Below are 23,800 nucleotides of genomic sequence, written 5' to 3'. Positions count from 1 at the left end.
TAAAATTAAACAAAAAAATAATGGGGTTTTAAAACCCCATTATTTTTTCTACTTACACAGTTTATGTTATAGTACCAATTATAGAATTAATAAACAGAAAACCAATTCCTAAAAAGTAGCGTATATCATTTAATTTTTAACGCAATCAATGGCTAACTTGTTTCTAATTAGCACAGTTTGCATTTTTTTATTAATTTTACTAATTCCAAAAACAAAAATGCTATGAAAAGAATATTACAATTATGTGTTTTACTGTTTGCGTCGAGTGTTTTTTCGCAAACAATAGGTCTTCAAACGTTTGCCTCCGGTTTTTCGAATCCGGTTGCCATCGTGAATGCCGGTGACGACCGTTTATTTGTGGTTCAAAAAGGAGGATTAATTCGTATTCTCAATCCAAACGGAACCATCAACGCTACACCTTTTTTAAACTTGTCATCACTAATTACTACAAATGGAAATGAACAAGGATTACTGGGTCTCGCCTTTCATCCGGATTATGAAACAAATGGCTTTTTTTATGTAAATTATACTCGAACAACCGGTGGAGCAACTGTGATTGCAAAATACACTGTAAGTTCTACCGATGAAAATAGTGGTGATCCAGCCAGTGCACAAATTTTGTTAACCATTGCTCAACCTGCAGGAAATCACAATGGTGGTTCGCTCAATTTTGGTCCGGATGGTTATTTATACATCGGTATGGGTGACGGTGGTGGAGCTGGCGATCCCAGCAATTACGGACAAAACATGAACTCGTTGCTTGGAAAAATACTTCGTATTGATGTTGATGTTGAGTCGGGATATGCTATTCCGGAAGATAATCCTTATGTGGGTATTGCAGGCGAAGATGAGATTTGGGCCGTTGGGATGCGTAACCCTTGGAAGTTCTCGTTTGACAAAGAAACCGGCGACTTATGGATTGCCGATGTGGGTCAGAATGCTCGTGAAGAAATTAACAAAATACCGCAACCGTTAACCGCAGGCTTAAATTTTGGTTGGCGATGCTATGAAGCGAATGTTCCTTATAATACCACTGGTTGCCAAGATATTTCAAACTATACTTTTCCGGTTGCTAATTATAATTTAGGAGGTGGTAATTGTGCTGTAACCGGAGGATATGTTTACAGAGGCACTACCTACCCTAACTTACAAGGAAAATATGTGTTTGCCGATTATTGTGCAGGACGAATTGGTTTTATTAATAATGCGGGTGGAGCTATAACGTGGACTACAAGTTTTGGCGTAAATGTAGATTTTACTACTTTTGGTGAAGATATAAATGGACAACTATATGTTGCTGAAACTCCCAGCGGTATTATTTCAAAAGTAATTGATACGAGTTTGGGAACGAATGATTTTCAGCAAAATGGGTTGAGTTTATATCCAAATCCGGCTGATAATTCATTTACAATAAGAAATTCTAATTTATTGAATTTAAATGAATTGACTATTTATGATTCGATGGGAAAAAGAGTTGCCAATCAAAAAATGGATGATGTAGAATTGACTACTGTTGCTATTGATAATCTTACTTCGGGATTGTATTTTGTTTCTGTTGAAGATGTGAATGGGGGTAGTTTTACGAGTAAATTGGTGGTGAACTAACCTTCTCGGAAATGGAACACGGATTGAACGGATTTGCTTTGCAAAACGCGGGTTTACGCAGATTTTGACAGCTTCGCTATAATGGATTAAAGCGGATTAGTTACTGCTAAATTATCATAAATTTTACCACGCCCTGTCTCCCTCTCCTTTGGAGAGGGCTGGGGTGAGGTTTTTTACCACAAAGAAGTTAAGGCACAAAGTTTTGGATTGCTTTTTACACGATTGTATAAAACTGTAACTGAGATTCCTCCTTCGTCGGAATGACAAGATTGCGGGGTATCCTGCGACTAATAACAGTCAACCAACAACGGACAACAGATAACCGACAACCGATAACTCACGGTGCCGGATTCGGAATCATCTCCTGTATCGCATCAATCTCTTTCAAAATCTCTTCAGAAAGAACAATTTCATGCGAATCGATATTTTCTTTTAGTTGTGCTAAGGAAGTTGCTCCAATAATTGTGCTCATCACAAACTGTTGTTGTTGCACAAAAGCCAGTGCCATTTGGGATAAAGTTAAACCATGACTATGAGCTAATTCTTGGTATAATTTTGTTGCTTTGGTTGAATTTTCAGAAGTATAGCGAGTGAAATGTGGAAACAAATCTATTCGGGAATTGGGTTGTGTTCCGTTTAAATGTTTGCCGGATAAAATGCCGAAACCTAATGGAGAATAAGCCATTAATCCGATATTTTCTCGCATACAAACTTCGGTTAAACCTACTTCAAACAACCTATTTAATAAGGAATACGGATTTTGAATCGTGGCAATTCGCGGTAAATTATGTTTTTCGCTTTCGCTGATGAACTTCATCACTGCCCACGGAGCTTCGTTGGAAACACCAATGTGCCGAATCTTTCCGGCTTTGATTAGTTCGTCATACACAGATAAAACTTCTGCAAAATTTTCATTCCAGTTCGTATCAATTTCGGTTAGACCTCTTTTACCAAACATATTCATCACCCGTTCCGGCCAATGCATTTGGTATAAATCGATGTAATCCGTTTGCAGGTTTTTCAAACTTAAATCAACTGCTTCTTTGATGCTTTTTGCCGAAAAATCAAGTGGTTTTCTGATGTATTCCATCCCACGATTGGGTCCGGCGATTTTGGTGGCGATGATTAAATCGTCACGTCTACCTCTTTTATTTAACCAACTACCAATGAATCGTTCGGTGCTTCCAAAGGTTTCTTTTCGGGAAGCGATGGGATACATTTCGGCGGTATCAATAAAATTAATTCCGCGAGAAACGGCATAATCCAATTGTTCGTGAGCTTCACTTTCGGAGTTTTGTTCGCCAAAAGTCATCGTTCCTAAACAGATTGTACTGATTTTAAGTGAGGTGTTGGGTATGGTGGTGGTTTTCATTTTTTTTCTGAGTTGCTGAGCGACTGAGATGCTGAGTGACTGAGCATTTTTAGTTAACTTAGAATTAATATTTTAATTTGAGTTGCTGAAAAGCTGAGTTGCTGAGGAGTTAAACTCGGCTACTCAGCATCTCAGCTACTCAGCAACTTTCTACAAATCATTCAACATTTTAGAGATTTCATCTAATTTCGGAGTCAAAATAATTTCAATTCTGCGGTTTTTGGCTTTTCCTTCCGGAGAATCATTTGACATTAACGGAGCAAATTCGCCACGTCCGGCAGCCGTTAAATTTTCTTTTAAAACACCTTTGTTTTCGGCTAAAATGTTCACGATGGCAGTTGCACGCTTGGTCGATAAATCCCAGTTGTTTTCGATTCCGCCACCAATTGAACCTAATATTTTATCATTGTCGGTATGACCTTCAATTAAAACGGTGATGTCGGGGTTTTGAGCGAGTACTTTTCCAACCTCAACAACGGCTCTTTTACCTTCGGTACCAACAGCCCAACTTCCGGTTTGAAAAAGTAATTTATTTTCCATTGAAACATATACTTTTCCGTTTTTTTGCTCAACGGTAAGTCCTTTTCCTTCAAAACTATTTAAGGCTTTGGAAAGTGTTTCTTTTAGTTTTCGCATGCTTTCTTCTTTGGCAGAAATCAATCCTTCCAATTCATCTACGCGTTGTGAACGATCTTTTAAATCGGCTTGCAATTTATTTAAACGTTCTTGTTCGGCTGCCAATGCTTTTTCTTTGGCATCCAATTGAGCTAATAATTCTCTGTTTTTCTTCATATTCGCCTGCAACGCTTCATCTGAATTTTTTTCTAATGCAGAATAGGAAGTTTGCAACGTTTTTAAATTATTGGAAGCGGCAGTGTAATCATTTAGTAATTTATCGCGTTCAGCTTTTACTTTTGCTAATTCATCTTGGTTTAACTTTAAATCATTTTCTAATTTATTTTTCGTTTTTTCCAAACTGTGATTTTCATCCGATAATTCACGTTGTTGCTTTTTCAAGGTGGCATATTTTCCTTCCAATTCATTGAACACTTTTTTGGAAACACATGAAGCAGACAAAGCTGCAACAAGCAGAAGTAAAGAAACTTTTTTAATCATTTTGTTATTTATTTGAGGTTTATTTTTAATCAATTTCTACTAAAATCGGGCAATGATCGGAATGTTTGGCTTCCGGAAGAATGACTGCTCTTTTTAATCGGTCTCGCATGGGTTCGCTCACCAAATGATAATCAATCCGCCAACCTTTATTATTGTTTCGGGCATTCGCACGGTAACTCCACCACGAATAATGATGAGGTTCTTTATTGAAATGACGGAAACTGTCAATGAATCCGCTATTCATAAAACCATCAATCCACTTTCTTTCAGAAGGTAAAAATCCGGAAACGGTTGCATTTCTAATCGGGTCATGAATATCAATTGCTTCGTGACAAATGTTGTAATCACCGGCAATAATTAAGTTTGGAAAATCAATTTTCAATGCATTGATATACATTTGAAAATCATCCATATATTTGAATTTATGATCTAATCGATCAATGTTTGTCCCCGATGGAAGATATAAACTCATCACCGAAAAATCTTCAAAATCGGCTCTCAGGTTTCTTCCTTCAAAATCCATTTCGGGAATTCCGGTTCCGAAAACCACATTTTTGGGCTCTGTTTTGGATAGAATGGCAACACCACTATATCCCTTTTTTTGAGCTGAAAAATAATATTGATAAGGATAGCCGGCTGCTGTGATAGCTTCTGTTGGAATCTGATCTTCAGTGGCTTTGATTTCTTGTAAACAAATGATATCCGGATTTGCCTGTTGAAGCCAATCTAAAAAACCTTTGGTTATGGCAGCTCGAATTCCGTTTACATTATAGGAAATAATTCTCATTAAAATTATTGATAAAGTTTTTCAAAAATAGGTAAAAACCTTGAGTAGTAAAACTACAATTCAATATTATAATAAATGTTTAACAACTTACAGTTTTTGTGCATTTTTTTGAATTTGATACTGTCAGAATTACTATATTTGTTACTTTCACCAAAACCACACAAACAATAAATAACGAATGGGGTTAGTTACCGCGAAAGAGGTTGCCAAAGCAATAAATGTTGACAAATACGGTTTCATTGGTACATCCATTGGTTGGTTACTGATGAAGGTATTGAAGATTTCTACGTTAAACAAAATCTACAATCGAAATAAACATTTATCGGAAGTAACTTTTCTCAACAGCATTTTGGATGAATTTCAGATTAAATTTGAGATTCCCGAAGAAGATTTAAAACGTCTCCCAAAAGAAGGTCCGTATATCACTGTTTCCAATCATCCGCTTGGTGGAATTGACGGTATTCTGTTGTTGAAATTAATGTTGGAACGCGAACCCAATTTCAAAATCATTGCCAATTTTTTATTGCACAGAATCGAACCGATGAAACCGTATATCATGCCGGTGAATCCGTTTGAAAATCATAAAGATGCTAAATCGAGTGTAGTCGGAATTAAAGAAACGCTTCGCCATTTAAGTGATGGAAAACCTTTGGGAATGTTTCCTGCCGGAGAAGTTTCCACCTACAAAGACGGTGTTTTGGTTGTTGATAAACCTTGGGAAGAAGGTGCCATTAAAGTCATCCGAAAAGCTCAAGTTCCGGTTGTTCCTATTTATTTTCACGCAAAAAACAGTCGATTGTTTTACTTTTTATCGAGTTTGAATGATACGTTCCGAACTGCAAAATTGCCTTCTGAATTATTAACGCAGAAAAAACGTGTGATTAAAGTTAGAATCGGAAAACCAATTTCTGTAGCAGAGCAAAATGAATACGAAAGCATTGAATCGTATTCAGAATTTCTTAGAAAAAAGACGTATATGCTTGCCAATGCTTTTGAAAAAGGCAACAAACTTCTGGCAGCTCCAAGTTTAAAATTTCCGAAAAGTCCGAAAGAAATTGCAAAACCGGCTAATCATGATAAAATTTTGGAAGAAATGGCAATTCTTAAAGAAAAGAGTGACTACCGTTTGTTACAAAGTAAAAATTATCAGGTATATCTGGTTACCGCCGATAAAATTCCGAATATCTTGCACGAAATAGGTCGTTTGCGTGAAATTACGTTTAGAGCTATTGGCGAAGGAACAAACGAATCACTCGACTTAGATCAGTACGACAAATATTATCATCACATGTTTTTATGGGACGATGATGCTCAAATGATTGCAGGAGCTTATCGAATGGGATTTGGTTCACAGATTTATGGGAAATATGGTATTGACGGGTTTTATTTGCATGAATTATTCCGTTTTGAGCCTGAGTTGTATGACATGATGAGCAAATCCATCGAAATGGGAAGGGCATTCATTATTGAAGCCTATCAGCAAAAACCAATGCCGTTATTTTTGTTATGGAAGGGTATTGTGCACACCACGCTTCGTTATCCCGAACACAAATATTTGATAGGTGGCGTGAGCATTAGTAATCAATTTTCAGATTTTTCTAAATCATTAATGATTGAGTTTATGAAATCGCATTATTATGACCCTTGGGTGGCTCAATACATTCATCCGAAAAAGGAATATAAAGTGAAATTGAAAGATGCCGACAAGGATTTTGTATTCAATGAAACAGAAGCCGATTTAAACAAATTTGATAAAATTATAGACGAAGTAGAACCGGGCAATTTGCGTTTGCCGGTTTTGATTAAAAAATACATCAAACAAAATGCTCGTGTGGTTGCATTTAATGTGGATCCGCTTTTCAACAATGCAGTGGATGGATTAATGTATATCAGAATATCCGATTTGCCTGAAAGCACGGTTAAGCCGGTGATGGAAGAATTTCAAGCCGAACTGGAGAAAAAAGATAAAGGTTAAAAAAGAAAAAGTCTCCAAATTTGGAGACTTTTTTGTTTTATTCTAGACCGATTTCATTTATTTCTTCGAAGGGGTTTTTTGGGTCATCTCCGTATTTATTTTTACCGCTTGTACCATCTGTAAATAAAAGAATTAACAACCAAATTGAGCCAATAAGTGGTACAAAAACAATTAAAACGTATAATCCACTTTTATTTTGATCATGCAATCTTCTTACCATTACTGCTAATCCTGGCAATAAAGTTCCTAATGCCACCAATAGATATAACGGCCCGCCTGATCCTTCATCAAAATTTAATCCTAAAAAGCTATCAATTATAAAAGCCAAAATAGCTATTAAAAGATTGACAAGAGCAAAATACCAGTATTCTGACCTTCTTGCCCTTCCACTAAAATTAGCATAGTTTTCAAAAACCACTTTTTTATACCATTGAAACATAAGTTCTTTTTAATTTTAAATCAAAAATCTAATGGTATTTAAAACCAAGGTCTTTTATTCAATTGGTACGTATTGTAAAATTCTTCGTCTGATTTGGTTAAGTAAATTATTCCTTCAATTAAACCAATTATTCCCGGAATCCAGATAATAAAAGCACCAATTAGAAAGCAAAGTGTAGCATAGCCAACAATTGAAATGGCTAATAAAATTATGCCTTCTTGGTTATAGCCAAGAATAAATTTGTGAACGCCCAGTGATCCTAATAAAATGGCTAGAATGCCTGCTAAAATCTTTTTATTTTCCTGTCTGGGTAAATTTTGATTAGGTTTATTCCAGTCTTCTGATGGTCGAGTTGTCTCCATGAAATTTGATTGATTAAGTTGAAAAATGATTATAAAAATATAAAAATTATTGAAATGCTTTGTCAATTGGCTCCCAAAGTTCAATTTTATTTCCTTCTGGGTCTAAAATCCATCCGAACTTTCCGTAATCATAAGTCTCCATATCACCAACAATTGTTACACCTTCTTGCTTTAATTTTTCTAAAAGCAGTTCTAAATTTTCTACGCGGAAATTTTGCATAAATTGTTTTTCGGAAGGAGAAAAATAGGTTGTATCTTCTGCAAACGGTGACCATTGGGTTGAACAATCGTTGCCTTCTTTGTCTTTCCACCAAAAAGTGGAGCCATATTGGTCTGTTTTTAAGCTTAAATGTTTGCCATACCATTCCACTAATTTTTTAGAATCGTTTGCTTTAAAAAAGAAGCCGCCAATTCCGGTTACTCTTTTTATTTCTGATGTTTCTTCTATTGGAAAATAGATTGCTTTGATTTTATCAACGATAACTTGTGCTAATTTTTCATGACTTTCAAACGTCCATCCGGCAATGTGTGGCGAAAGTAAAACGTTTTCGGCTTCTAATAAAGAGGTAAACGCTTCCGGTTTTTCACCTTCGAATAATTTTTCGAAGGAGAGTTTTTCGTATTCCAACACATCTAATCCGGCACCGAGAATTTTTCCGGATTCGAGTGCTTTTACTACATCGGCTGTCACAACTGCTCTTCCGCGAGCGGTATTGATGAACCAAAATGATTTGGTAAATGAATTTATAAATTGTTCATTGACCATTTTATCCGTTTCGGGTGTCCACGGAATGTGAAGCGAAAGGACATCGGCTTTTTGCTGTACTTCTTCCAACGAAACTTGTTTGGCATTTTGGTCGCCAACAAAAGGTAAAATATCATAGCATAAAACATCCACATCAAAACCACGGAGTTTTTTGGCAAATGCTTTTCCCATATTTCCATAACCGATGATTCCGACCGTTTTTCCATCCAATTCATAACCACGATGACCTTCACGGAGCCAGTTTCCGTTTTTGACAGATTGATTGGCTTGGTTTAATTTGTTCATTAACGAAAGTAACATTCCTAATGCGTGTTCGCCCACCGCATTTCGGTTACCTTCGGGAGCGGCGATGAGGTGAATGTTTTTAGAAATGGCATAGTCGCAATCGATACTTTCTAACCCTGCTCCTACTCTAGCGATAAATTCTAAGTTGGTGGCTTTATCTAAAAATGTTTTGTCGATTTTAAATCGGCTACGAATAACGATTCCTTGATAATCTTGAATTTTAGTTTCTATTTCTTCTTTAGATGAAGTATAATCCTGATGATTTTCAAAACCCATTGCTCCCAATTGCTCCCACAAAAGTGGATGATTGGAATCGAGATGGAGGATTTTTATTTTTTTTGTGTCCAAAATTTTTATCTATTTAAAACAATTATTCTTTTATTTTTTGCAACGACGTTTTAATCCCGCGAATCAACGCCGAACTAAATCCGCGATGTTCCATTTCGTTCAATCCAACAATGGTGCAACCTTGCGGCGTGGTTACTCTATCAATTAATTGTTCCGGATGAATTTTTTCTTCCAAAGCCATTTTAGCTGCTCCTTTAGCGGTTTGTGATGCGATGGCTAATGCAGTTTGAGCATCAAAACCGATTTCAATTCCTGCTTGCATAGAGGCACGGATGTATCGCAATGCATACGCAGTTCCGCACGCACCAAGAACGGTGGCGGCATCCATTAATTTTTCTTCGATGACGATGGCGGTTCCGAGGTGATTGAAAAGGGCGACGACTTGTTCGCCCGCTTCTTTGTTTTGTTCTGAAAACGAAATACAAGTGGCACTTTCGGCAAATTGAGCGGCAATGTTGGGCATAATCCGAACGATGGGATGTGCTCCTTTTGTCTTTTGTTGCAAGGTTTCCAACGAAACGCCACTGACTGCAGAAGCGATTATTTTGTTGGAAATATGGGGTAGAATTTCGTTTAAAACCGTGTCGATTTGATAGGGTTTGATGGCGAGAATAATCAAATCGGCTTGATTAATGTTTTCGATGTTGTTGGAAGAAACAGTGATTCCATTTTGAGATAAATGCTGAATTTGAGCCGTATTTCTGCGGGTAATGGTGATGCGATTTCCTTTGGAATAATTGGCTAATCCTATTGCAATAGCAACACCTAAGTTACCTCCTCCAATGATGTGAATATTCATGGCTTATGGTTTGATTTACAGTTTGTGCCCCTGATAGTAGCGGAAATCCTTTTGAAAGGCGGGCTTTGTTTTTGTTGCTCAAAAAAAGTGACTGAAAGAAGCTCTTTTTTGGGCTTACAAAAACAAGCCGGACTGAAAAAGATTGCAGCGGATAGCAGGTTTTGGCACCCTAAAAATACAAATTTTAGAATCCCAAGATGGCTTTTGCGATGGAAAAATAGATTAAAATTCCGAAAATGTCGTTGCTGGTGGTAATAAACGGTCCGGTGGCCAATGCGGGATCAATGCCGTATTTGTTTAATGTGATGGGTACAAACGTCCCAATAAGGGAGGCAATAACAATTACGGAAATGAGTGCGATGGCGACGGTGATGCCGATAATATATTCCACTCCGAGCAGAAAATGACTACCCAAAAGAAGAATGACGGAAAGAATTAGGCCGTTGAAAAGACTCAACCGCATTTCTTTATAAAGTCGTTGCCAAATGGTTCCGCCCAACGTGTTGTTTGCTAAACCTTGAACGATAATTGCGGAGGATTGAACACCTACATTTCCTGCCATTGCTGCGATTAGCGGAGTGAAAAAGAATAAAACACCGTATTCTTCCATTGCTCCTTCAAATTGTCCAGAGACTTTTACGGCGATGAATCCTCCTAAAAGTGCCAAAACCAACCAAGGAAGGCGAGCTTTTGTAAGTTCAAGAATGCTGTCATCCGCTTCAACGTCTTGCGAGATACCGGCTGCTAACTGGTAATCTTTGTCGGCTTCTTCTTTAATCACGTCGATGATGTCGTCGATGGTGATTCGACCAACCAAACGACCTAATTCATCTACAACGGGAATGGCTTCTAAGTCGTATTTTTGCATAATTCGAGCGACTTCGACATCTTTGGTATCGACTTTCACGTAATCTACTTTTGGAATGTAGACTTCGCTGATAGGTGTTTTGGTGGAAGTGGTCAATAAATCTTTGAGCGATAGACGACCTTTCAGGCGATTTTCGTCATCTACAACGTAAATCGAATGTACACGAGAAACGTTTTCAGCTTGTATTCGCATTTCTTTTACACACGTGAGTACGTTCCAGTTTTCGTTGACTTTCACGAGCTCTTTTCCCATTAAACCTCCGGCAGAATCTTCGTCGTAACGCAACAAATCGACAATGTCTTTGGCGTGTTCAACGTCTTCCAACTCAGAGATTACTTGCTCTTTTCGCTCTTGTGGAAGTTCGGCAATAATGTCGGCCGCATCATCGGTGGAAAGTTCGTCTAACTCTTCAGCAATTTCTTTTGGCGTTAATTTTCGAAGGATTTTTACACGAACTTCTTCATCTAATTCGAGAAGAATTTCGGATGTTTTTTCGGAATCTAACGTGTTAAAAATGTAAATAGCTCCGTAATCATCGAGTTCTTCCATGATTTCGGCAATATCAGCATAGTGGATTTCTTGAAGCAAGTCGAGAAGTTCCTGCTCCTTATTTTCCTTAATTAATTGCTCAATTTGACTGAGAAATTCTCTGCTGATTTTAAACTCCATCGGCGGCTATTTTTTGCGTGAGTTCGATAAATTGTTCAACCGAAAGTTGTTCCGGTCTGAGGTCAAAGATACTATCTTCTTTTAAATTATCAGACAGTTGGTATGTTTTTAAACTGTTACGAAGTGTTTTTCTACGTTGGTTGAAAGCGGTTTTCACCACAGTAAAAAATAATTTTTCGTCGCAAGGCAATTGATAGTTTTCTTTTCGTTTTAAACGTAAAACACCTGATTTAACTTTCGGTGGCGGTGTAAAAACGTGTTCTGAAACAGTAAAAAGGTATTGTGCTTCGTAAAAAGCTTGGGTTAAAACGGATAGAATTCCGTAGGCTTTTGTTCCCTTTTTTTCGCAAATGCGTTCAGCAACTTCCTTTTGAAACATCCCTGAAAATTCAGGAATTTGGTTTCTCAACTCCAACGTTTTAAAAACAATTTGGGTAGAAATATTGTAGGGAAAATTTCCAATGATAGCAAAGGGCTCGGTTCCTAAAACTTCTGATAAATTGTATTTTAGAAAATCTTTTGAAATGATTTTTCCGTCTAATTTTGGATAGTGGCTTTGCAAATACGTCACTGATTCTGTATCAATTTCAATCACGTAAGTTGTAATGGGTTTTTCGAGCAGGTATTTGGTTAGCACACCCATTCCCGGACCTATTTCCAAGACGTTTCGATATCCTTCCAACGTGAGTGAATCGGCTATTTTTTGGGCGATGTTTTCATCGTTTAGAAAATGTTGACCGAGGTGTTTTTTTGCTCTTACTTTATCCATTTTTGTGGTGAGGTGCTAAGTTGCTGAGTAACTGAGATGCTGAGATTTACTGCAGTGCAGATTTCGGGAAATGTTCACTGATGACTTGCAATTCTGTTCGAAATGCCAGCATTTTATCAGCAAAAAGAGCGAGTCCTTCTTGACGTAAACGTGGAGCGTCTTCACGGTAATAGCTCTCCAATTTTTCTTTGTTTTCTGCGGTGTATTGAATGGAATAGGTCGTACTGCCTTCTTCTTCCACTAATACTTTTACCATTCGGGCAGAAGTGAATTTTCCGGTGGCCAAAACGTCACTGATGTGTTTGCTTTGCATCCAATGCAGCCATTGGTCGTGAACGGATTGATCGATGTTGATGGTTACGTTGTATAAAATCATAGATTGTTTTTAAGAAAATCTCAGCTATTGTTCATACGAAAGAGGAACGGCTGAAGAAACTTTATATTATAAATTTGAATCGCCACGAAGCTGCCTGAAATTCTTTCGGGCTTCGACAAAATGAATGCTGTCTTGGTGATTAAAAAGAACGGCTTCGTATAATGGTTTTGCTTTTTCGGGTTGACTAAGATGCTTGTTGTAGATTTCTGCCGAGAAAAATAAAGCTTCATCACGGTAAATGCTTTCCGGATGATTGTCAATAATTTGTTGGTAGAACGACAAGGCGTTGTTGTAATCTTTTAATTCTTGGTAGGTTTGTCCAATTCTGAGAATTGCTTCGTCTTCAATTTCTTCACCTTTATGATCTTTCAAAATTTGCTGAAATTGAGTCAATGCTTCTTGATTTTTATTTTGATATAAGTAAAAATCGCCTTTGGAGAATTTTTTTAAAGCAGTTCGTGTGGAATCTGCGACAGTGTTGTCGTTGATTAGCAGAAATAATTCCAAAGCATCATTCGCAATAAGCTGCGTGGAAGCTGATTTTAATACTTTTAACTGCGTTAACGCCCAATCAAAATCGGCTTTAAAATAACTGGTTTTGGCGGCTTTCAAACTGGCTTCGTGACCCAAAACGTCATTTTTTAAATCTTCTTCAATTTGTGAATAATACAACAACGCTTGATTGAATTTTTCTTCATACAATAAAATATCTGCCAATTCCATTTTGGCTTCCGCTAATTGGAATTTGTTTAACGGTAGCTCCATTGCTTTTTGCAAAACTAACTTTCCTTTTTCGGGATTGTTTTGATAAAAGGCCAAAAATTCTGCTTGTAACCGTTGTAAAGCCAACGAATACGGACTAACGCCATATTGTTTCAATAAAAGTTCTATTTCAGTTTCAATTTTAGTATAATCTGCTTCTTTAGCTTTTTCAATTTTAATTCGCATCAAATACTCTTGTGCAAAAATCTGTAAATCTAAATCTTGAGTATTTTCTAAAATAAACGACAGAATTTCACCGGCAATTTCATCTTCATTCTCTTCAATAGCTAATTCGGCTAAATTGACAATGTTTGAAAAAGAATCCGGTTCTCTTTTATAAATGGCTTTTTCCTGAATAAAAGCTTTTCCATATTCTTTTTGTTGTACGAAAAACCAGCTTAACATTTGATTCCAAAAGAGATCTTGGTTTTTTTGAACCTTTACCAACAAAGCTTTTCGAAGCATTTCATTAAAAGAATCTCCCGCTTCATCATTCATAAATCGAGTCAATTGATTTTGAACCATGACGCTGTTTTGCGGATTTTCATACATTTCTTCCAAATACTTTTCAATCATCATGTCTTGCTTGCCCATTTGCCCGTAAACTTGAGCCATTTGATAATTAAATTTGTATTTTGGGTCTAATGAAATCGCTGTTTGATAGGCCTGCAAAGCATAGTCTAATAACACTTTCTTTTCAAAAGAAGAGGCTATTCCATACACATTCGAAGGATTTTCTTTTATTTTTTCGATGGCTATTTTATAATTCAAATCGGCTTTTTCCTGATTTTTTTGGAGCTGAAAATTGTATCCCAATTCCACATACAAATTCGCCATGTTGAACTTGGTCAATCGTTCCTGAAGAGCAGTTTCCGCCTTATCAAACTGCAGCAATTGTTGGTAACAATCAACCACTCGAAGAAAGTAAATTCCGTTAGAGGGTTGGGTTTTCAAAAGTTCTTGATAACTAAGCAATGCTTTTTCAAATTCGCCTCGTTCATAATAGTTCTGTGCCAATTGTTCATTTTGCGATGAAACAATTGACGAGCAAATCAGAAAGAGTAGAATAATAAATTTGTGCATAGCGTTTAAAAAACAATGTACTAAAATAGCTTTTTTTGGCCAATTAGTACATTGATTGTATAAAGATTAACTTTTTTAATTGATTATGTCGAATCCGGTGTACGGACGCAAAACTTCAGGAATCACAATTCCATCCGGAGTTTGATAATTTTCAATGATTCCGGCTAAAACTCTTGGCAAAGCCAATGAACTTCCGTTTAACGTGTGGGCCAATTGGTTTTTTCCGTCTTTATCTTTAAAACGCAACTTCAAACGATTGGCTTGAAACGTTTCAAAATTAGAGACAGAACTGATTTCCAACCAACGGTCTTGAGCGGTTGAAAACACTTCAAAATCATAGGTTAAAGAGGATGTGAAGCCCATGTCGCCACCGCATAAACGCAAAATTCGGTACGGCAATTTCAACTCTTGCAACAAGGTTTTTACATGCTCTACCATTCCATCTAACGCTTTATAAGAATTATCAGGATGCTCGATACGAACAATTTCTACTTTGTCAAACTGATGTAAACGGTTTAAACCACGCACGTGAGCTCCATATGAACCTGCTTCTCTTCTGAAACAAGGAGTGTAGGCTGTGCACAAAATCGGTAATTCATTTTCGTTTAAAATTACATCGCGGAACAAATTCGTAACCGGAACTTCAGCAGTTGGAATTAAATATAAATCATCAATCCCAGCATGGTACATTTGTCCTTCTTTGTCTGGCAATTGTCCGGTTCCAAAACCGGATGCTTCGTTTACCAAATGCGGCACTTGGTATTCTTGGTAACCCGCTGCTGTATTTTTATCTAAAAAATAAGCGATCAACGCACGTTGAAGTCTTGCTCCTTTTCCTTTGTAAACCGGAAAACCTGCACCAGTGATTTTTACACCTAATTCAAAGTCGATGATGTCATATTTTTTCACTAAGTCCCAATGTGGCAAAGCACCTTCGTGCAAAACCGGAATATCACCTTCTTGATGAACGGTTAAGTTATCTTCAGGCGTTTTTCCTTCCGGAACGATGTCGGCCGGCGTGTTTGGAATTTTATATAATTCTTCGGAAAGAGAAGTGGTAAATACTTCTAATTTTTCAGACAATTCTTTACTTTTCTCCTTTAATTGAGCTGTTTTTTGTTTGACGATTTCTGCTTTTGCTTTTTCGCCCGATTTCATCATTTCGCCAATTTCTTTCGAAAGAAGATTGGATTCAGCCAGAATATTGTCTAATTCTACCTGAGTAGCTCTTCTTTTTTCATCTAAATCTAAAACCGTTTCTACTAAATTGTTGGCATCTAAATTTCTTTTAGCCAATGCTTTAATCACTTTTTCTTTATTCTCACGAATAACAGCCAATTGTAACATAATAATTGTTTTTTTGCGAAGGCAAATGTACATAAATGTTTTGGAACGAAAAGAACAGTTTCTGAAAATCAAAAAGGTTTGAACAAATGCTAAAAAACAGAAAGAAATATGATAAATCAATACAATTTTCTACATTTGGCAATCAATTTTTAAATAAAATGAATAAAATCCTACTATTTTTATTTCTTTTTGCAAGCTTTTCAATTACCGCACAAGATTACCTGAACGAAATAAATGAAATTGCAGAAGCCGAATTAAAATCTTCTTCGTCTACTTTTGATATTCAAGTAAATCCGAATACGCTTAATTATGATGTAATTTATCATAGATTAGAATTTGAAGTTGATCCGGCAGAATATTTCATCAGCGGAAATGTTACGACCGATTTTGTTGCGTTGGAAAACATGAATTCGATTACGTTTGATTTAGGAAGAATTACCAATACAAATAACCCCTACTTTTCAAGCAGAATAACAGTAGGTGCTGTAATGATGAACAATCAATCGTTGTCCTTTATTCACGATGCAAACAGCAAAGAACTTGTTATCACATTTCCAAATACTATTTCTTCAGGAACAACTAACACTATTTCAATAAGTTATGCAGGTGCTCCAGACACAGCCGAAGAAGGTTTCTCTATTGATGAGCATAATGGTGTTCCTGTTTTATGGACTTTGTCTCAACCTTTTGGTGGAAGAGATTGGTGGCCATGCAAACAAGATTTGAATGATAAAATAGATTCAATTGATGTTTTTATAACGGCTCCTTCGCAATATGTTAGTGTGGCAAATGGTGTGCAACAAAGTGTAATTGATAACGGAAATGGCACAAAAACAACCCATTTTCAGCACAATTATAAAATTCCGGCTTATTTGATTGCTATTGCAGTGACGAATTATACTGTATTTACCCAACAAGCAGGAACAGCTCCCAACGAATTTCCAATTGTGAATTATATTTATCCGGAAAATGCATCATCCACTCAAAATAGTTTGGCGGTTACACTTCCCATCATGGATTTGTTCGAAGAATTGTTTGAAACCTATCCGTTTGCGAGTGAAAAATATGGTCATGCACAAACCAATATTGGCGGCGGAATGGAACACACCACCGTTTCGTTTATGGGAAGCTTTGGTCGAAATCTAATTGCTCATGAGTTGGCTCACCAATGGTTTGGTAATAAAGTAACGTGTGGAACCTGGAAAGATATTTGGTTGAATGAAGGTTTAGCAACCTATTTATCCGGTTTGGTTGTAGAAGATTTTGATGGCCCGGCAAGTTTTGTAAATTGGAAAACAAATTTAATCAACAACATCACTTCGTCTAACTCGGGTGCGGTTTATTTAAATAATTTTGAGGCAACCAATGTAGGCAGAATTTTCAGCAGCCGCTTGAGTTATAACAAAGGTGCGATGGTTGCTCACATGTTACGTTGGAAAATAGGCGATGAAAATTTCTACCAAGGGTTAAAAAATTTCTTAGCCGATCCACTTTTAGCTTTTGGATACGCAGTAACAGATGATTTACAAATGCATTTGGAAGCTACTTCGGGAATGGATTTAACGGAGTTTTTTGAAGATTGGGTCTACGGACAAGGTTTTCCCTCTTATGATGTTTCGGTTGGAAACAGTGGTAACAACCAAGTAGCAGTTTATTTAAACCAAAATCAATCGCATCCAAGTGTAAGTTTCTTTGAAATGCCTGTGGAAATAAGAGTGTATGGCTCTAACGGTCAGACTTTTGATTTTGTAGTTGAACATACAACAAACGAACAAGAGTTTATTGTGAATGTTCCGTTTACGATTGTTGATTTTGAATTTGACCCGAATAAACACATTATTTCAAATTTTAATACCGCTACGTTAGGATTAAATGATGTTGATTTGGCAAATATGATTCAGTTATATCCTAATCCTGCTTCAACGAAATTAACTATTCAAGTTCCTGAAACCATTAACTTTGAAAAAGCAATTATTTTTAATCATTTAGGTCAACAAATTAAAGAAACTAACAATTCAAATAGTGACGTTTCAGAACTTTCCAGCGGGATTTATTATATTAGCTTACTTACTTCCGAAGGAACTTTTCATAAAAAATTTATAAAAAACTAACTCCATTTAACAAAATCAATTCAATTGTAAAGTGAAAACCTTACTTTTGTGCACGATTTTGAAATTTAAAACACATCAATGGAAACATTAATTCAAATAGCACAATTAATCTTGTGTCTTTCTTTTTTGGTAATACTGCACGAATTAGGTCATTTTTTACCCGCTAAATACTTTAAAACAAAAATTGAAAAATTCTATCTTTTCTTTAACCCTTGGTTTTCTTTAGTTAAGAAAAAAATCGGTGAAACCGAATACGGTATCGGATGGCTCCCAATGGGCGGTTATGTAAAAATTGCCGGAATGATTGACGAAAGCATGGACAAGGAGCAATTGAAACAAGAACCTCAACCTTGGGAATACCGAAGTAAACCGGCTTGGCAACGTTTAATCATCATTATGGGTGGTGTGATTGTGAATTTCTTTCTGGCTTGGATTATTTATGCCTGTCTTTTCATTAATCATGGAGATAATTTTATTGATAATTCAAAAATCACCCACGGAATTGCAGTGGATTCTGTTGGAACAATTCTAGGTTTAAAAAACGGTGATCAAATTTTGAAAGTAGATGGTAAATCACAAGCAAAATTTGAACAATTGCCATTGGAAATTTTATTTGGAGATGATATTACGGTTCTCAGAGATGGAAAAGAAGTAACATTTGATTTGTCTGATGAAGGGAAACGTGACGTAATTAAAAGAGCAGGAAAGAACTTTCTGTCTGCTCGTGAAGAAACAGTAGTTGATTCGATAGTTCCCGGAATGCAAGCCGATATAGCCGGATTGAAAAAAGGCGATAAAATTGTAGCGGTTAATGACAAAAACACCGCTTATTTTGACGAGTACAATACAGCTATCGCTCAACATAAAAACGACTCAGTTAATCTAAAAGTCATAAGAGGAAACGAAACGTTGGTCATTAAAGCCAAAACAACTGCAGAAGCTAAACTTGGTTTCTCAAATCGTTTTAAAACGTTGGAAGAGGCTTATGTAACGAAAGAAGTTTCGTTTGCACAATCTATTCCGGCCGGATTTAACAAAACGATTTCTACCTTAACCGGACAGATAAAACAATTTAAAGTAATTTTTAATACCAAAACAGAAGCCTACAAACAAGTGAGCGGTCCGTTGCGAATGTTTAAAATCTTTAAACCAACGTGGGATTGGACATTCTTCTGGTCGTTTACAGCGATGTTTTCGGTGTGGTTGGCATTCTTGAATGTGCTTCCGATTCCGGGATTAGATGGTGGTCATGCGGTATTTATTTTGATTGAAATGATTACCCGCAAAAAACCAACTGAAAAAACATTAGAAGTAGCCCAAACAATCGGAGTGGTTATCTTGCTGACATTGATGGCATTAGTATTTGGTAACGATATCTGGCATTTGGTTACCGGAAAATAATAAAATAAAATGTGTAAAAAAGTGAAGTTTTTGTTTGGATAAATCATTTTTCGCTTTATATTTGCACTCGCAAAAAAGGTTATATACCTTCCTCCTTAGCTCAGTTGGTTAGAGCATCTGACTGTTAATCAGAGGGTCCTTGGTTCGAGCCCAAGAGGGGGAGCTACTAGAGAAAAGACTTCACAGAGATGTGAGGTCTTTTTTGTTTTATTAGGTTAAACATAGGTTAAACAAATAGTTATTTTTATAAATTTGTTTATGCAACTATTTAAAGAATCTACAAAATTTAAACCTTTACTCTTCTTTGAAACCTTCCTGAATAAGGAAACTTTGATGAAGTATGAGGATAATTTTTATAACCATACAAATAACTCACAAGTAAATTATAGAGAACAAGGTTTTATAGAATACTACAAAGACTCTTATAAGCTTAATGAACCAGTTACACTAGTAAGAGTTTATTTTAAAGATTATTTCGAGATGTTTTTGACAACTCAAGTAACTAAAACTCTTTCTTTAATAGAAATAAGAACTGATGATTTAGATTATGATATCACTAAGATTAATTTTTTTATTACTAATATACAACAAAAAATGCATTTCATTAAGAAATGCATTAGTGGGTATTTTTAATAATATGAAGACTATTTGTTGAGGAGCTTCTCTAAATAAGCAACTTTGTCCTTTTCTGCTTGAAGTAAAGCTTTATAAAGTTCTTTATTTTCTTCAAAGACTTCTATTAATTTCTCTATTGGATTAAATGTGGGTTGATAATTAAATAAGGCTCCATTATCATGATTATGAACAGTGTTACCAATAATATTAAAAACAGCTTCTTCTGAAAAGTTCTTTAAAACTTCGGTGTTTACATCCAACGCTTTCGCAATTTCTTGCAATTTATCATCCTCAATACTTTCACTATTCTCAATATTCGAAATCGTCTGTTGGCTTACACCAATAGCAAAGGCCAAAGCTTCTTGCTTCATTCCTCTAAGTTCACGAATGCGGCTAATGTTCCGCCCGATGTGTTTGGGTTTGGCTGTTGTATTCATAAGCCAAATATATAAAATTGTTTGCAATCATCCATGTCCAAAAAGGAAAAAATGAGTGGTAAAATACAAAACTAAGCTGGTAAATAACCAATCCACGTGGTACACTTCAGCAGAGGGGCTGCCCAATCTAGTGCAAATAGCCCAAACCATAAAAACAAAATCCGTCAAAACCCGTTCCATCCGCCCAACCTGCCTGCCGGAAGGCAGGTCCGTGGCCCAACAAAAAAAACGAAGCGTCTTCGTGCCCCTAGCGACCCTCTTTGCGACCTTTGTGGTTAAAAAAACCAAGCGAAGCGTCCCTTCTGTGCCTTCCGTGAGAAACAAAAAAGCGAAGCGTCCTCCTTTCCAGTAAAAAAAATTCCTTCAAAAGAAAATATCCCACAAAACGAATCCCCTCTAATCCAAATATAGCGAAGCTATCAAAATCCGCATAAATCCGTCCCATCCGCCCAACCTGCCTGCCGGCAGGCAGGTCCGTGTCCCATTTAAAGCGAAGCGTCTTAGTGCCCTTTGCGACCTCCTTCGCGTCCTTTGCGGTTAAAAAAAACCAAGCGAAGCGTCCATTCTGTGTCTTCAGTGCCTTCCGTGAGAAAAAAAACTTCTACTGTAACCTGACACGAGCCCAAAGGCCAACTGGCGGAGCAAACCTGAACCCCAACCCGTACGTTACCAACTCCAATTAGTACAATACAACCCTCCATAGTTCCCTACCGCACTCACCCTCCATAACTTAGCCACAAAATCACAAACTATGAACACAAAACTAGACACATCAAAAACCGCTTCGCTACCTCAACCGGTCGTAGAGCAAATACACTTTTTATCCAAACAACAAGCCGTCGAGGCAATGTTTGTTAGCACAATCATAGGAAGTAATCACCCTTGCGTAATGGTACTTCTAAACAATGAGGCCAATGCCGCCAAATGGCAAAAACAAAAGTGGGTCAAAAAAGCCTACCACAAACACGGAGTCACGGTTCTTTTTATCAGTCATAGCATTATGCTTTCACACCAACGCCAAGGTACCTTGTTTTTAAACTACCATACTCAGCCCGAAAAAGCCATTTATAAAGCAGAGGGAGTCGAGTTCAAAACGAAACCGTACCGCAAAACCCTAAAAAAATTCAAAAAATGGAAAGAAACCTATTTCCACGACCAAGACCTCTTTTTAACTGAAGCTAAAAAAGCAGAGAAAGAAGACGCAATTCTCACAGTGTTCAATCTATTCCATTCACTATATGCCCACCATCTATTCCATATAGAATGGCTGCTCTTTGGTTCGACATGCACCGAAGAAGGACTCACCCAACGTTTATTGCGTTTGTCTTGCTACAGCACTGCCATCTCAAAAGCATTTGTAAAAAAAACAGCCACGTCCTTCTACCTAATCGAAGTGCTGGAATACTCTAAGAGAGCAGACGATTGCAGTATGCTCGAAACAGAATTCCTGGCTGCCATCCAAGCAAACGAGACGCTATTGTGCGAGATCACGATCAATTTGTGTAAACAACTCAAAAATGGAGCAAAAGAAAAGGTAAAAAAGCAAAAAACATTCCCATCCAAACCAAACTACGATAACCCCAAGCTTCTCCAACTTTTCACAGACAATCCCAATATTGAATCCATCTACGAATACAATCGGGTAGAAGTCCAGCAATCAAATCAAACCGTTCGTTCCATTCGCTACTGGTTCATCATAGGTGAAGGAATTAGCAATCATCAACTGGCTAATTGGTTCGATACAGTAAAAAAACAAACGAAAGGAGAAATAGAAATCATACCAATCGCACACAACCGTACGTGGATACAAAGACGTTTATACATGAACCAACTCTTTATGCAAAAAGTCATGCAACAAGAATTCAGTATCTATGAACGGGATGCAACGTTAGCTCAAATCCATTGGCATGTACCCTATACAGCCGACTATCCCGATTTATGGTTGTACTGCGAAAAATGTTATAATCTACAGAATGCAATGCGTTTATTGTCCGTTGATAGTCAAAAAAATAACGTTGAAGCATGGAGCTTGCTCTTAAGTAGTTTTATAGTCCGCACTTGTCAGGTGCTAATCTATGCAAAATGGAGTTATTATCCCAACAACCTGCCCATCTCTATTCTATGGCGTTTAGGCGAATTGGCAGATAGTAACGTCCAACGGATGCAGTACCTGATTCATAAACTAAGTTTCGATTGGTTTAATTTTATAACCCACCACCTAAATCCTTATCATACTTCTCAATTCATCCAAGAATCCGACCTCTCGATCCTGCACGAAATCGCAACAGAAATCGCAAAAATACTTGAAGCCGCACAACGAGAAGAACAATAAATCTGCACAATTGACTCATTGACTCATTGACTCATTGTCCCATTGCTACATTGTCTAATTGCCTCATTGCCTCATTGACACATATATACATGTACACACAATACTTCAACACCTCGTCTCCCCCTCCTACGGAGAGTCCCGATAGCTATCGGGAGGGGGGGGGAGGAAAAACACAATCCGTATAAATCCGTCCCATCCGCCCAACCTGCCTGCCGGCAGGCAGGTCCGTATTCCAAAAAAAACCAAGCGAAGCGTCTTAGTGCCCTCCGCAACCTCCTTTGCGTTCTCTGCGGTAAAAAAAACCAAACAACGCGTCCCTTCTGTGCCTTCCGTGAGAAACAAAAAAAGCAAAGCGTCCTCCGTGCCCTCCGCGACCTCCTTCGCGACCTTCGCGGTTAAAAAAGCCAGTAAACTCTTTTATTCCTTAACTATCAAAATCCGTAAAAATCCGCCTAATCCGTGGCCAAAAAAAAAGCAATCGAAGCTTCCTCCGCAAACACCTTTCCCATTAAAACACCTCTCCTAAACAACAGACAACCGACAACAGACAACCGACAACAAAAAAAAGACCACTCCAAAGAGCAGTCTTTTCTAACTAACAAGCACTGTATGGCAAATAAAAATCAAGTCCACCGCAGCCGGGTATCGGCAAATAAATAAATCAAAAATGATTTAGCTGAATCGATCAAAAACACAAATCCCAACCCAACGATAGAACAAGACAAAACTAACCACCTCAAGACAACTACACAAACAAAGCACTACCGAATTCCCGAATTTGGGGTACTGAATTCTAGAATCCAACACCCAAAACAACAATCTTAAACAACAAACAATCAGGAAGATAGCTCTCAAAACCAAAAAAAACAACAACTTCAAAACAAGAAACGAATTCACACCCAAAAAAGGTAAATTTTTAACACCAAACAACCCAAAAATAGCCCTGTCGTATAGTTATTTTAGGTCACGCCAGTCAGACAACCAACAACCAACAACCGACAACGAACAACCAACAACAGACAACTGTATAGTAAGAGTAAGATTAAAAAGTATAGTTGTATAACTAGTATAGTATTTATGTAGTAATCTATATAGTTAATTTAGGATGTCTTGTCCTAAAATAGCTATACACAAAAAAATGTATATGGAAAACCCAGAACAAGAAATTTATGCTTC

Annotated in this window: 18 protein-coding genes, 1 tRNA gene and 1 pseudogene; 7 read left to right on the top strand and 13 right to left on the bottom strand. The window is 37.1% G+C overall.

The genetic code is table 11. The features are described 5' to 3' along the window. Window positions 1–222: 222 nt before the first annotated feature. Window positions 223–1,605 carry a PQQ-dependent sugar dehydrogenase gene (locus AC23MC_RS15835; RefSeq protein WP_487569316.1) on the top strand — a complete coding sequence of 461 codons (1,383 nt, stop codon included), beginning with the start codon at window positions 223–225 and terminating at the stop codon, window positions 1,603–1,605. A gap of 337 nt (window positions 1,606–1,942) precedes the next feature. Here the strand turns inward: AC23MC_RS15835 and AC23MC_RS15830 are convergent, their stop codons facing one another. The 3 genes from AC23MC_RS15830 to AC23MC_RS15820 form a co-directional block, all read right to left on the bottom strand. Continuing rightward, on the bottom strand, window positions 1,943–2,977 hold the full coding sequence (locus AC23MC_RS15830) for an NADP(H)-dependent aldo-keto reductase (protein WP_487569315.1): 1,035 nt from the start codon (window positions 2,975–2,977) through the stop codon (window positions 1,943–1,945). Between the two features lie 150 nt (window positions 2,978–3,127). Further along, window positions 3,128–4,093 carry an OmpA/MotB family protein gene (locus AC23MC_RS15825; protein ID WP_487569314.1) on the bottom strand — a complete coding sequence of 322 codons (966 nt, stop codon included), beginning with the start codon at window positions 4,091–4,093 and terminating at the stop codon, window positions 3,128–3,130. A 25-nt stretch (window positions 4,094–4,118) separates the two neighbouring features. Then, on the bottom strand, window positions 4,119–4,880 hold the full coding sequence (locus AC23MC_RS15820; protein ID WP_487569313.1) for an exodeoxyribonuclease III: 762 nt from the start codon (window positions 4,878–4,880) through the stop codon (window positions 4,119–4,121). 178 nt (window positions 4,881–5,058) lie between these two features. On the opposite strand from AC23MC_RS15820, the gene AC23MC_RS15815 reads away from it, so the two are divergent. Beyond that, window positions 5,059–6,855 carry a GNAT family N-acyltransferase gene (locus tag AC23MC_RS15815; RefSeq protein ID WP_487569312.1) on the top strand — a complete coding sequence of 599 codons (1,797 nt, stop codon included), beginning with the start codon at window positions 5,059–5,061 and terminating at the stop codon, window positions 6,853–6,855. A 37-nt stretch (window positions 6,856–6,892) separates the two neighbouring features. On the opposite strand, the gene AC23MC_RS15810 is transcribed toward AC23MC_RS15815, so the two are convergent. The 9 genes and pseudogenes from AC23MC_RS15810 to serS form a co-directional block, all read right to left on the bottom strand. Continuing rightward, a complete protein-coding gene (locus AC23MC_RS15810; RefSeq protein WP_487569311.1) occupies window positions 6,893–7,294 on the bottom strand; it encodes a DUF805 domain-containing protein in 402 nt (133 codons plus the stop codon). Window positions 7,295–7,332: 38 nt separating this feature from the next. Continuing rightward, the gene (locus tag AC23MC_RS15805) at window positions 7,333–7,656 is read right to left on the bottom strand and encodes a TM2 domain-containing protein (RefSeq protein ID WP_487569310.1); all 324 of its coding nucleotides are present in this window, start codon (window positions 7,654–7,656) and stop codon (window positions 7,333–7,335) included. Window positions 7,657–8,110: 454 nt separating this feature from the next. Continuing rightward, a pseudogene (locus AC23MC_RS15800) lies at window positions 8,111–8,983 on the bottom strand (2-hydroxyacid dehydrogenase); the annotation flags it as partial. Between the two features lie 94 nt (window positions 8,984–9,077). Next, complete coding sequence (gene proC / locus AC23MC_RS15795) at window positions 9,078–9,854, bottom strand: pyrroline-5-carboxylate reductase (RefSeq protein ID WP_487569309.1); 777 nt, start codon at window positions 9,852–9,854, stop codon at window positions 9,078–9,080. Window positions 9,855–10,038: 184 nt separating this feature from the next. Beyond that, window positions 10,039–11,391, bottom strand: coding sequence for a magnesium transporter (gene mgtE, locus AC23MC_RS15790; protein ID WP_487569308.1), 1,353 nt, complete (start codon window positions 11,389–11,391; stop codon window positions 10,039–10,041). Continuing rightward, complete coding sequence (gene rsmA, locus AC23MC_RS15785; RefSeq protein ID WP_487569307.1) at window positions 11,381–12,160, bottom strand: 16S rRNA (adenine(1518)-N(6)/adenine(1519)-N(6))-dimethyltransferase RsmA; 780 nt, start codon at window positions 12,158–12,160, stop codon at window positions 11,381–11,383. The genes mgtE and rsmA overlap by 11 nt, the downstream gene beginning before the upstream one ends. 46 nt (window positions 12,161–12,206) lie before the next feature. Beyond that, window positions 12,207–12,536 carry a DUF4286 family protein gene (locus AC23MC_RS15780; RefSeq protein WP_291095646.1) on the bottom strand — a complete coding sequence of 110 codons (330 nt, stop codon included), beginning with the start codon at window positions 12,534–12,536 and terminating at the stop codon, window positions 12,207–12,209. A 66-nt stretch (window positions 12,537–12,602) separates the two neighbouring features. Continuing rightward, window positions 12,603–14,381: a tetratricopeptide repeat protein gene (locus tag AC23MC_RS15775; protein WP_487569306.1), complete on the bottom strand. Its 1,779-nt coding sequence runs from the start codon at window positions 14,379–14,381 to the stop codon at window positions 12,603–12,605. 75 nt (window positions 14,382–14,456) lie between these two features. After that, window positions 14,457–15,728 carry a serine--tRNA ligase gene (gene serS / locus AC23MC_RS15770; protein WP_487569305.1) on the bottom strand — a complete coding sequence of 424 codons (1,272 nt, stop codon included), beginning with the start codon at window positions 15,726–15,728 and terminating at the stop codon, window positions 14,457–14,459. Window positions 15,729–15,814: 86 nt separating this feature from the next. Between serS and AC23MC_RS15765 the strand changes: the two genes are divergently transcribed. The 4 genes from AC23MC_RS15765 (at window position 15,815) to AC23MC_RS15750 (ending at window position 19,873) form a co-directional block, all read left to right on the top strand. Continuing rightward, a complete protein-coding gene (locus tag AC23MC_RS15765; RefSeq protein ID WP_487569304.1) occupies window positions 15,815–17,839 on the top strand; it encodes a M1 family metallopeptidase in 2,025 nt (674 codons plus the stop codon). Window positions 17,840–17,917: 78 nt separating this feature from the next. After that, window positions 17,918–19,240, top strand: coding sequence for an RIP metalloprotease RseP (gene rseP / locus AC23MC_RS15760; protein ID WP_487569303.1), 1,323 nt, complete (start codon window positions 17,918–17,920; stop codon window positions 19,238–19,240). Between the two features lie 89 nt (window positions 19,241–19,329). Then, window positions 19,330–19,403: transfer RNA gene (locus AC23MC_RS15755), tRNA-Asn, on the top strand. Window positions 19,404–19,498: 95 nt separating this feature from the next. Beyond that, window positions 19,499–19,873 carry a hypothetical protein gene (locus tag AC23MC_RS15750; protein WP_487569302.1) on the top strand — a complete coding sequence of 125 codons (375 nt, stop codon included), beginning with the start codon at window positions 19,499–19,501 and terminating at the stop codon, window positions 19,871–19,873. Window positions 19,874–19,884: 11 nt separating this feature from the next. On the opposite strand, the gene AC23MC_RS15745 is transcribed toward AC23MC_RS15750, so the two are convergent. Next, a complete protein-coding gene (locus tag AC23MC_RS15745) occupies window positions 19,885–20,292 on the bottom strand; it encodes a helix-turn-helix domain-containing protein (protein ID WP_487569301.1) in 408 nt (135 codons plus the stop codon). A 751-nt stretch (window positions 20,293–21,043) separates the two neighbouring features. Between AC23MC_RS15745 and AC23MC_RS15740 the strand changes: the two genes are divergently transcribed. Further along, complete coding sequence (locus AC23MC_RS15740; protein WP_487569300.1) at window positions 21,044–22,624, top strand: hypothetical protein; 1,581 nt, start codon at window positions 21,044–21,046, stop codon at window positions 22,622–22,624. The last annotated feature ends 1,176 nt before the right edge of the window (window positions 22,625–23,800 follow it).

It is taken from the genome of Flavobacterium sp. T50_26, from assembly GCF_057652995.1.
This window is presented reverse-complemented; position numbering and strand designations above follow the sequence as displayed.

Excerpts from the sequence above, each read along its gene's own strand:
- AC23MC_RS15815 (WP_487569312.1), top strand. The coding sequence starts at position 5,059 with ATGGGGTTAGTTACCGCGAAAGAGGTTGCCAAAGCAATAAATGTTGAC.
- rsmA (WP_487569307.1), bottom strand. The coding sequence starts at position 12,160 with ATGGATAAAGTAAGAGCAAAAAAACACCTCGGTCAACATTTTCTAAAC.
- mgtE (WP_487569308.1), bottom strand. The coding sequence starts at position 11,391 with ATGGAGTTTAAAATCAGCAGAGAATTTCTCAGTCAAATTGAGCAATTA.
- AC23MC_RS15810 (WP_487569311.1), bottom strand. The coding sequence starts at position 7,294 with ATGTTTCAATGGTATAAAAAAGTGGTTTTTGAAAACTATGCTAATTTT.
- AC23MC_RS15745 (WP_487569301.1), bottom strand. The coding sequence starts at position 20,292 with ATGAATACAACAGCCAAACCCAAACACATCGGGCGGAACATTAGCCGC.
- AC23MC_RS15805 (WP_487569310.1), bottom strand. The coding sequence starts at position 7,656 with ATGGAGACAACTCGACCATCAGAAGACTGGAATAAACCTAATCAAAAT.
- AC23MC_RS15830 (WP_487569315.1), bottom strand. The coding sequence starts at position 2,977 with ATGAAAACCACCACCATACCCAACACCTCACTTAAAATCAGTACAATC.
- AC23MC_RS15750 (WP_487569302.1), top strand. The coding sequence starts at position 19,499 with ATGCAACTATTTAAAGAATCTACAAAATTTAAACCTTTACTCTTCTTT.
- AC23MC_RS15740 (WP_487569300.1), top strand. The coding sequence starts at position 21,044 with ATGAACACAAAACTAGACACATCAAAAACCGCTTCGCTACCTCAACCG.
- rseP (WP_487569303.1), top strand. The coding sequence starts at position 17,918 with ATGGAAACATTAATTCAAATAGCACAATTAATCTTGTGTCTTTCTTTT.
- proC (WP_487569309.1), bottom strand. The coding sequence starts at position 9,854 with ATGAATATTCACATCATTGGAGGAGGTAACTTAGGTGTTGCTATTGCA.
- AC23MC_RS15780 (WP_291095646.1), bottom strand. The coding sequence starts at position 12,536 with ATGATTTTATACAACGTAACCATCAACATCGATCAATCCGTTCACGAC.
- AC23MC_RS15765 (WP_487569304.1), top strand. The coding sequence starts at position 15,815 with ATGCTAAAAAACAGAAAGAAATATGATAAATCAATACAATTTTCTACA.
- AC23MC_RS15835 (WP_487569316.1), top strand. The coding sequence starts at position 223 with ATGAAAAGAATATTACAATTATGTGTTTTACTGTTTGCGTCGAGTGTT.
- serS (WP_487569305.1), bottom strand. The coding sequence starts at position 15,728 with ATGTTACAATTGGCTGTTATTCGTGAGAATAAAGAAAAAGTGATTAAA.
- AC23MC_RS15775 (WP_487569306.1), bottom strand. The coding sequence starts at position 14,381 with ATGCACAAATTTATTATTCTACTCTTTCTGATTTGCTCGTCAATTGTT.
- AC23MC_RS15825 (WP_487569314.1), bottom strand. The coding sequence starts at position 4,093 with ATGATTAAAAAAGTTTCTTTACTTCTGCTTGTTGCAGCTTTGTCTGCT.
- AC23MC_RS15820 (WP_487569313.1), bottom strand. The coding sequence starts at position 4,880 with ATGAGAATTATTTCCTATAATGTAAACGGAATTCGAGCTGCCATAACC.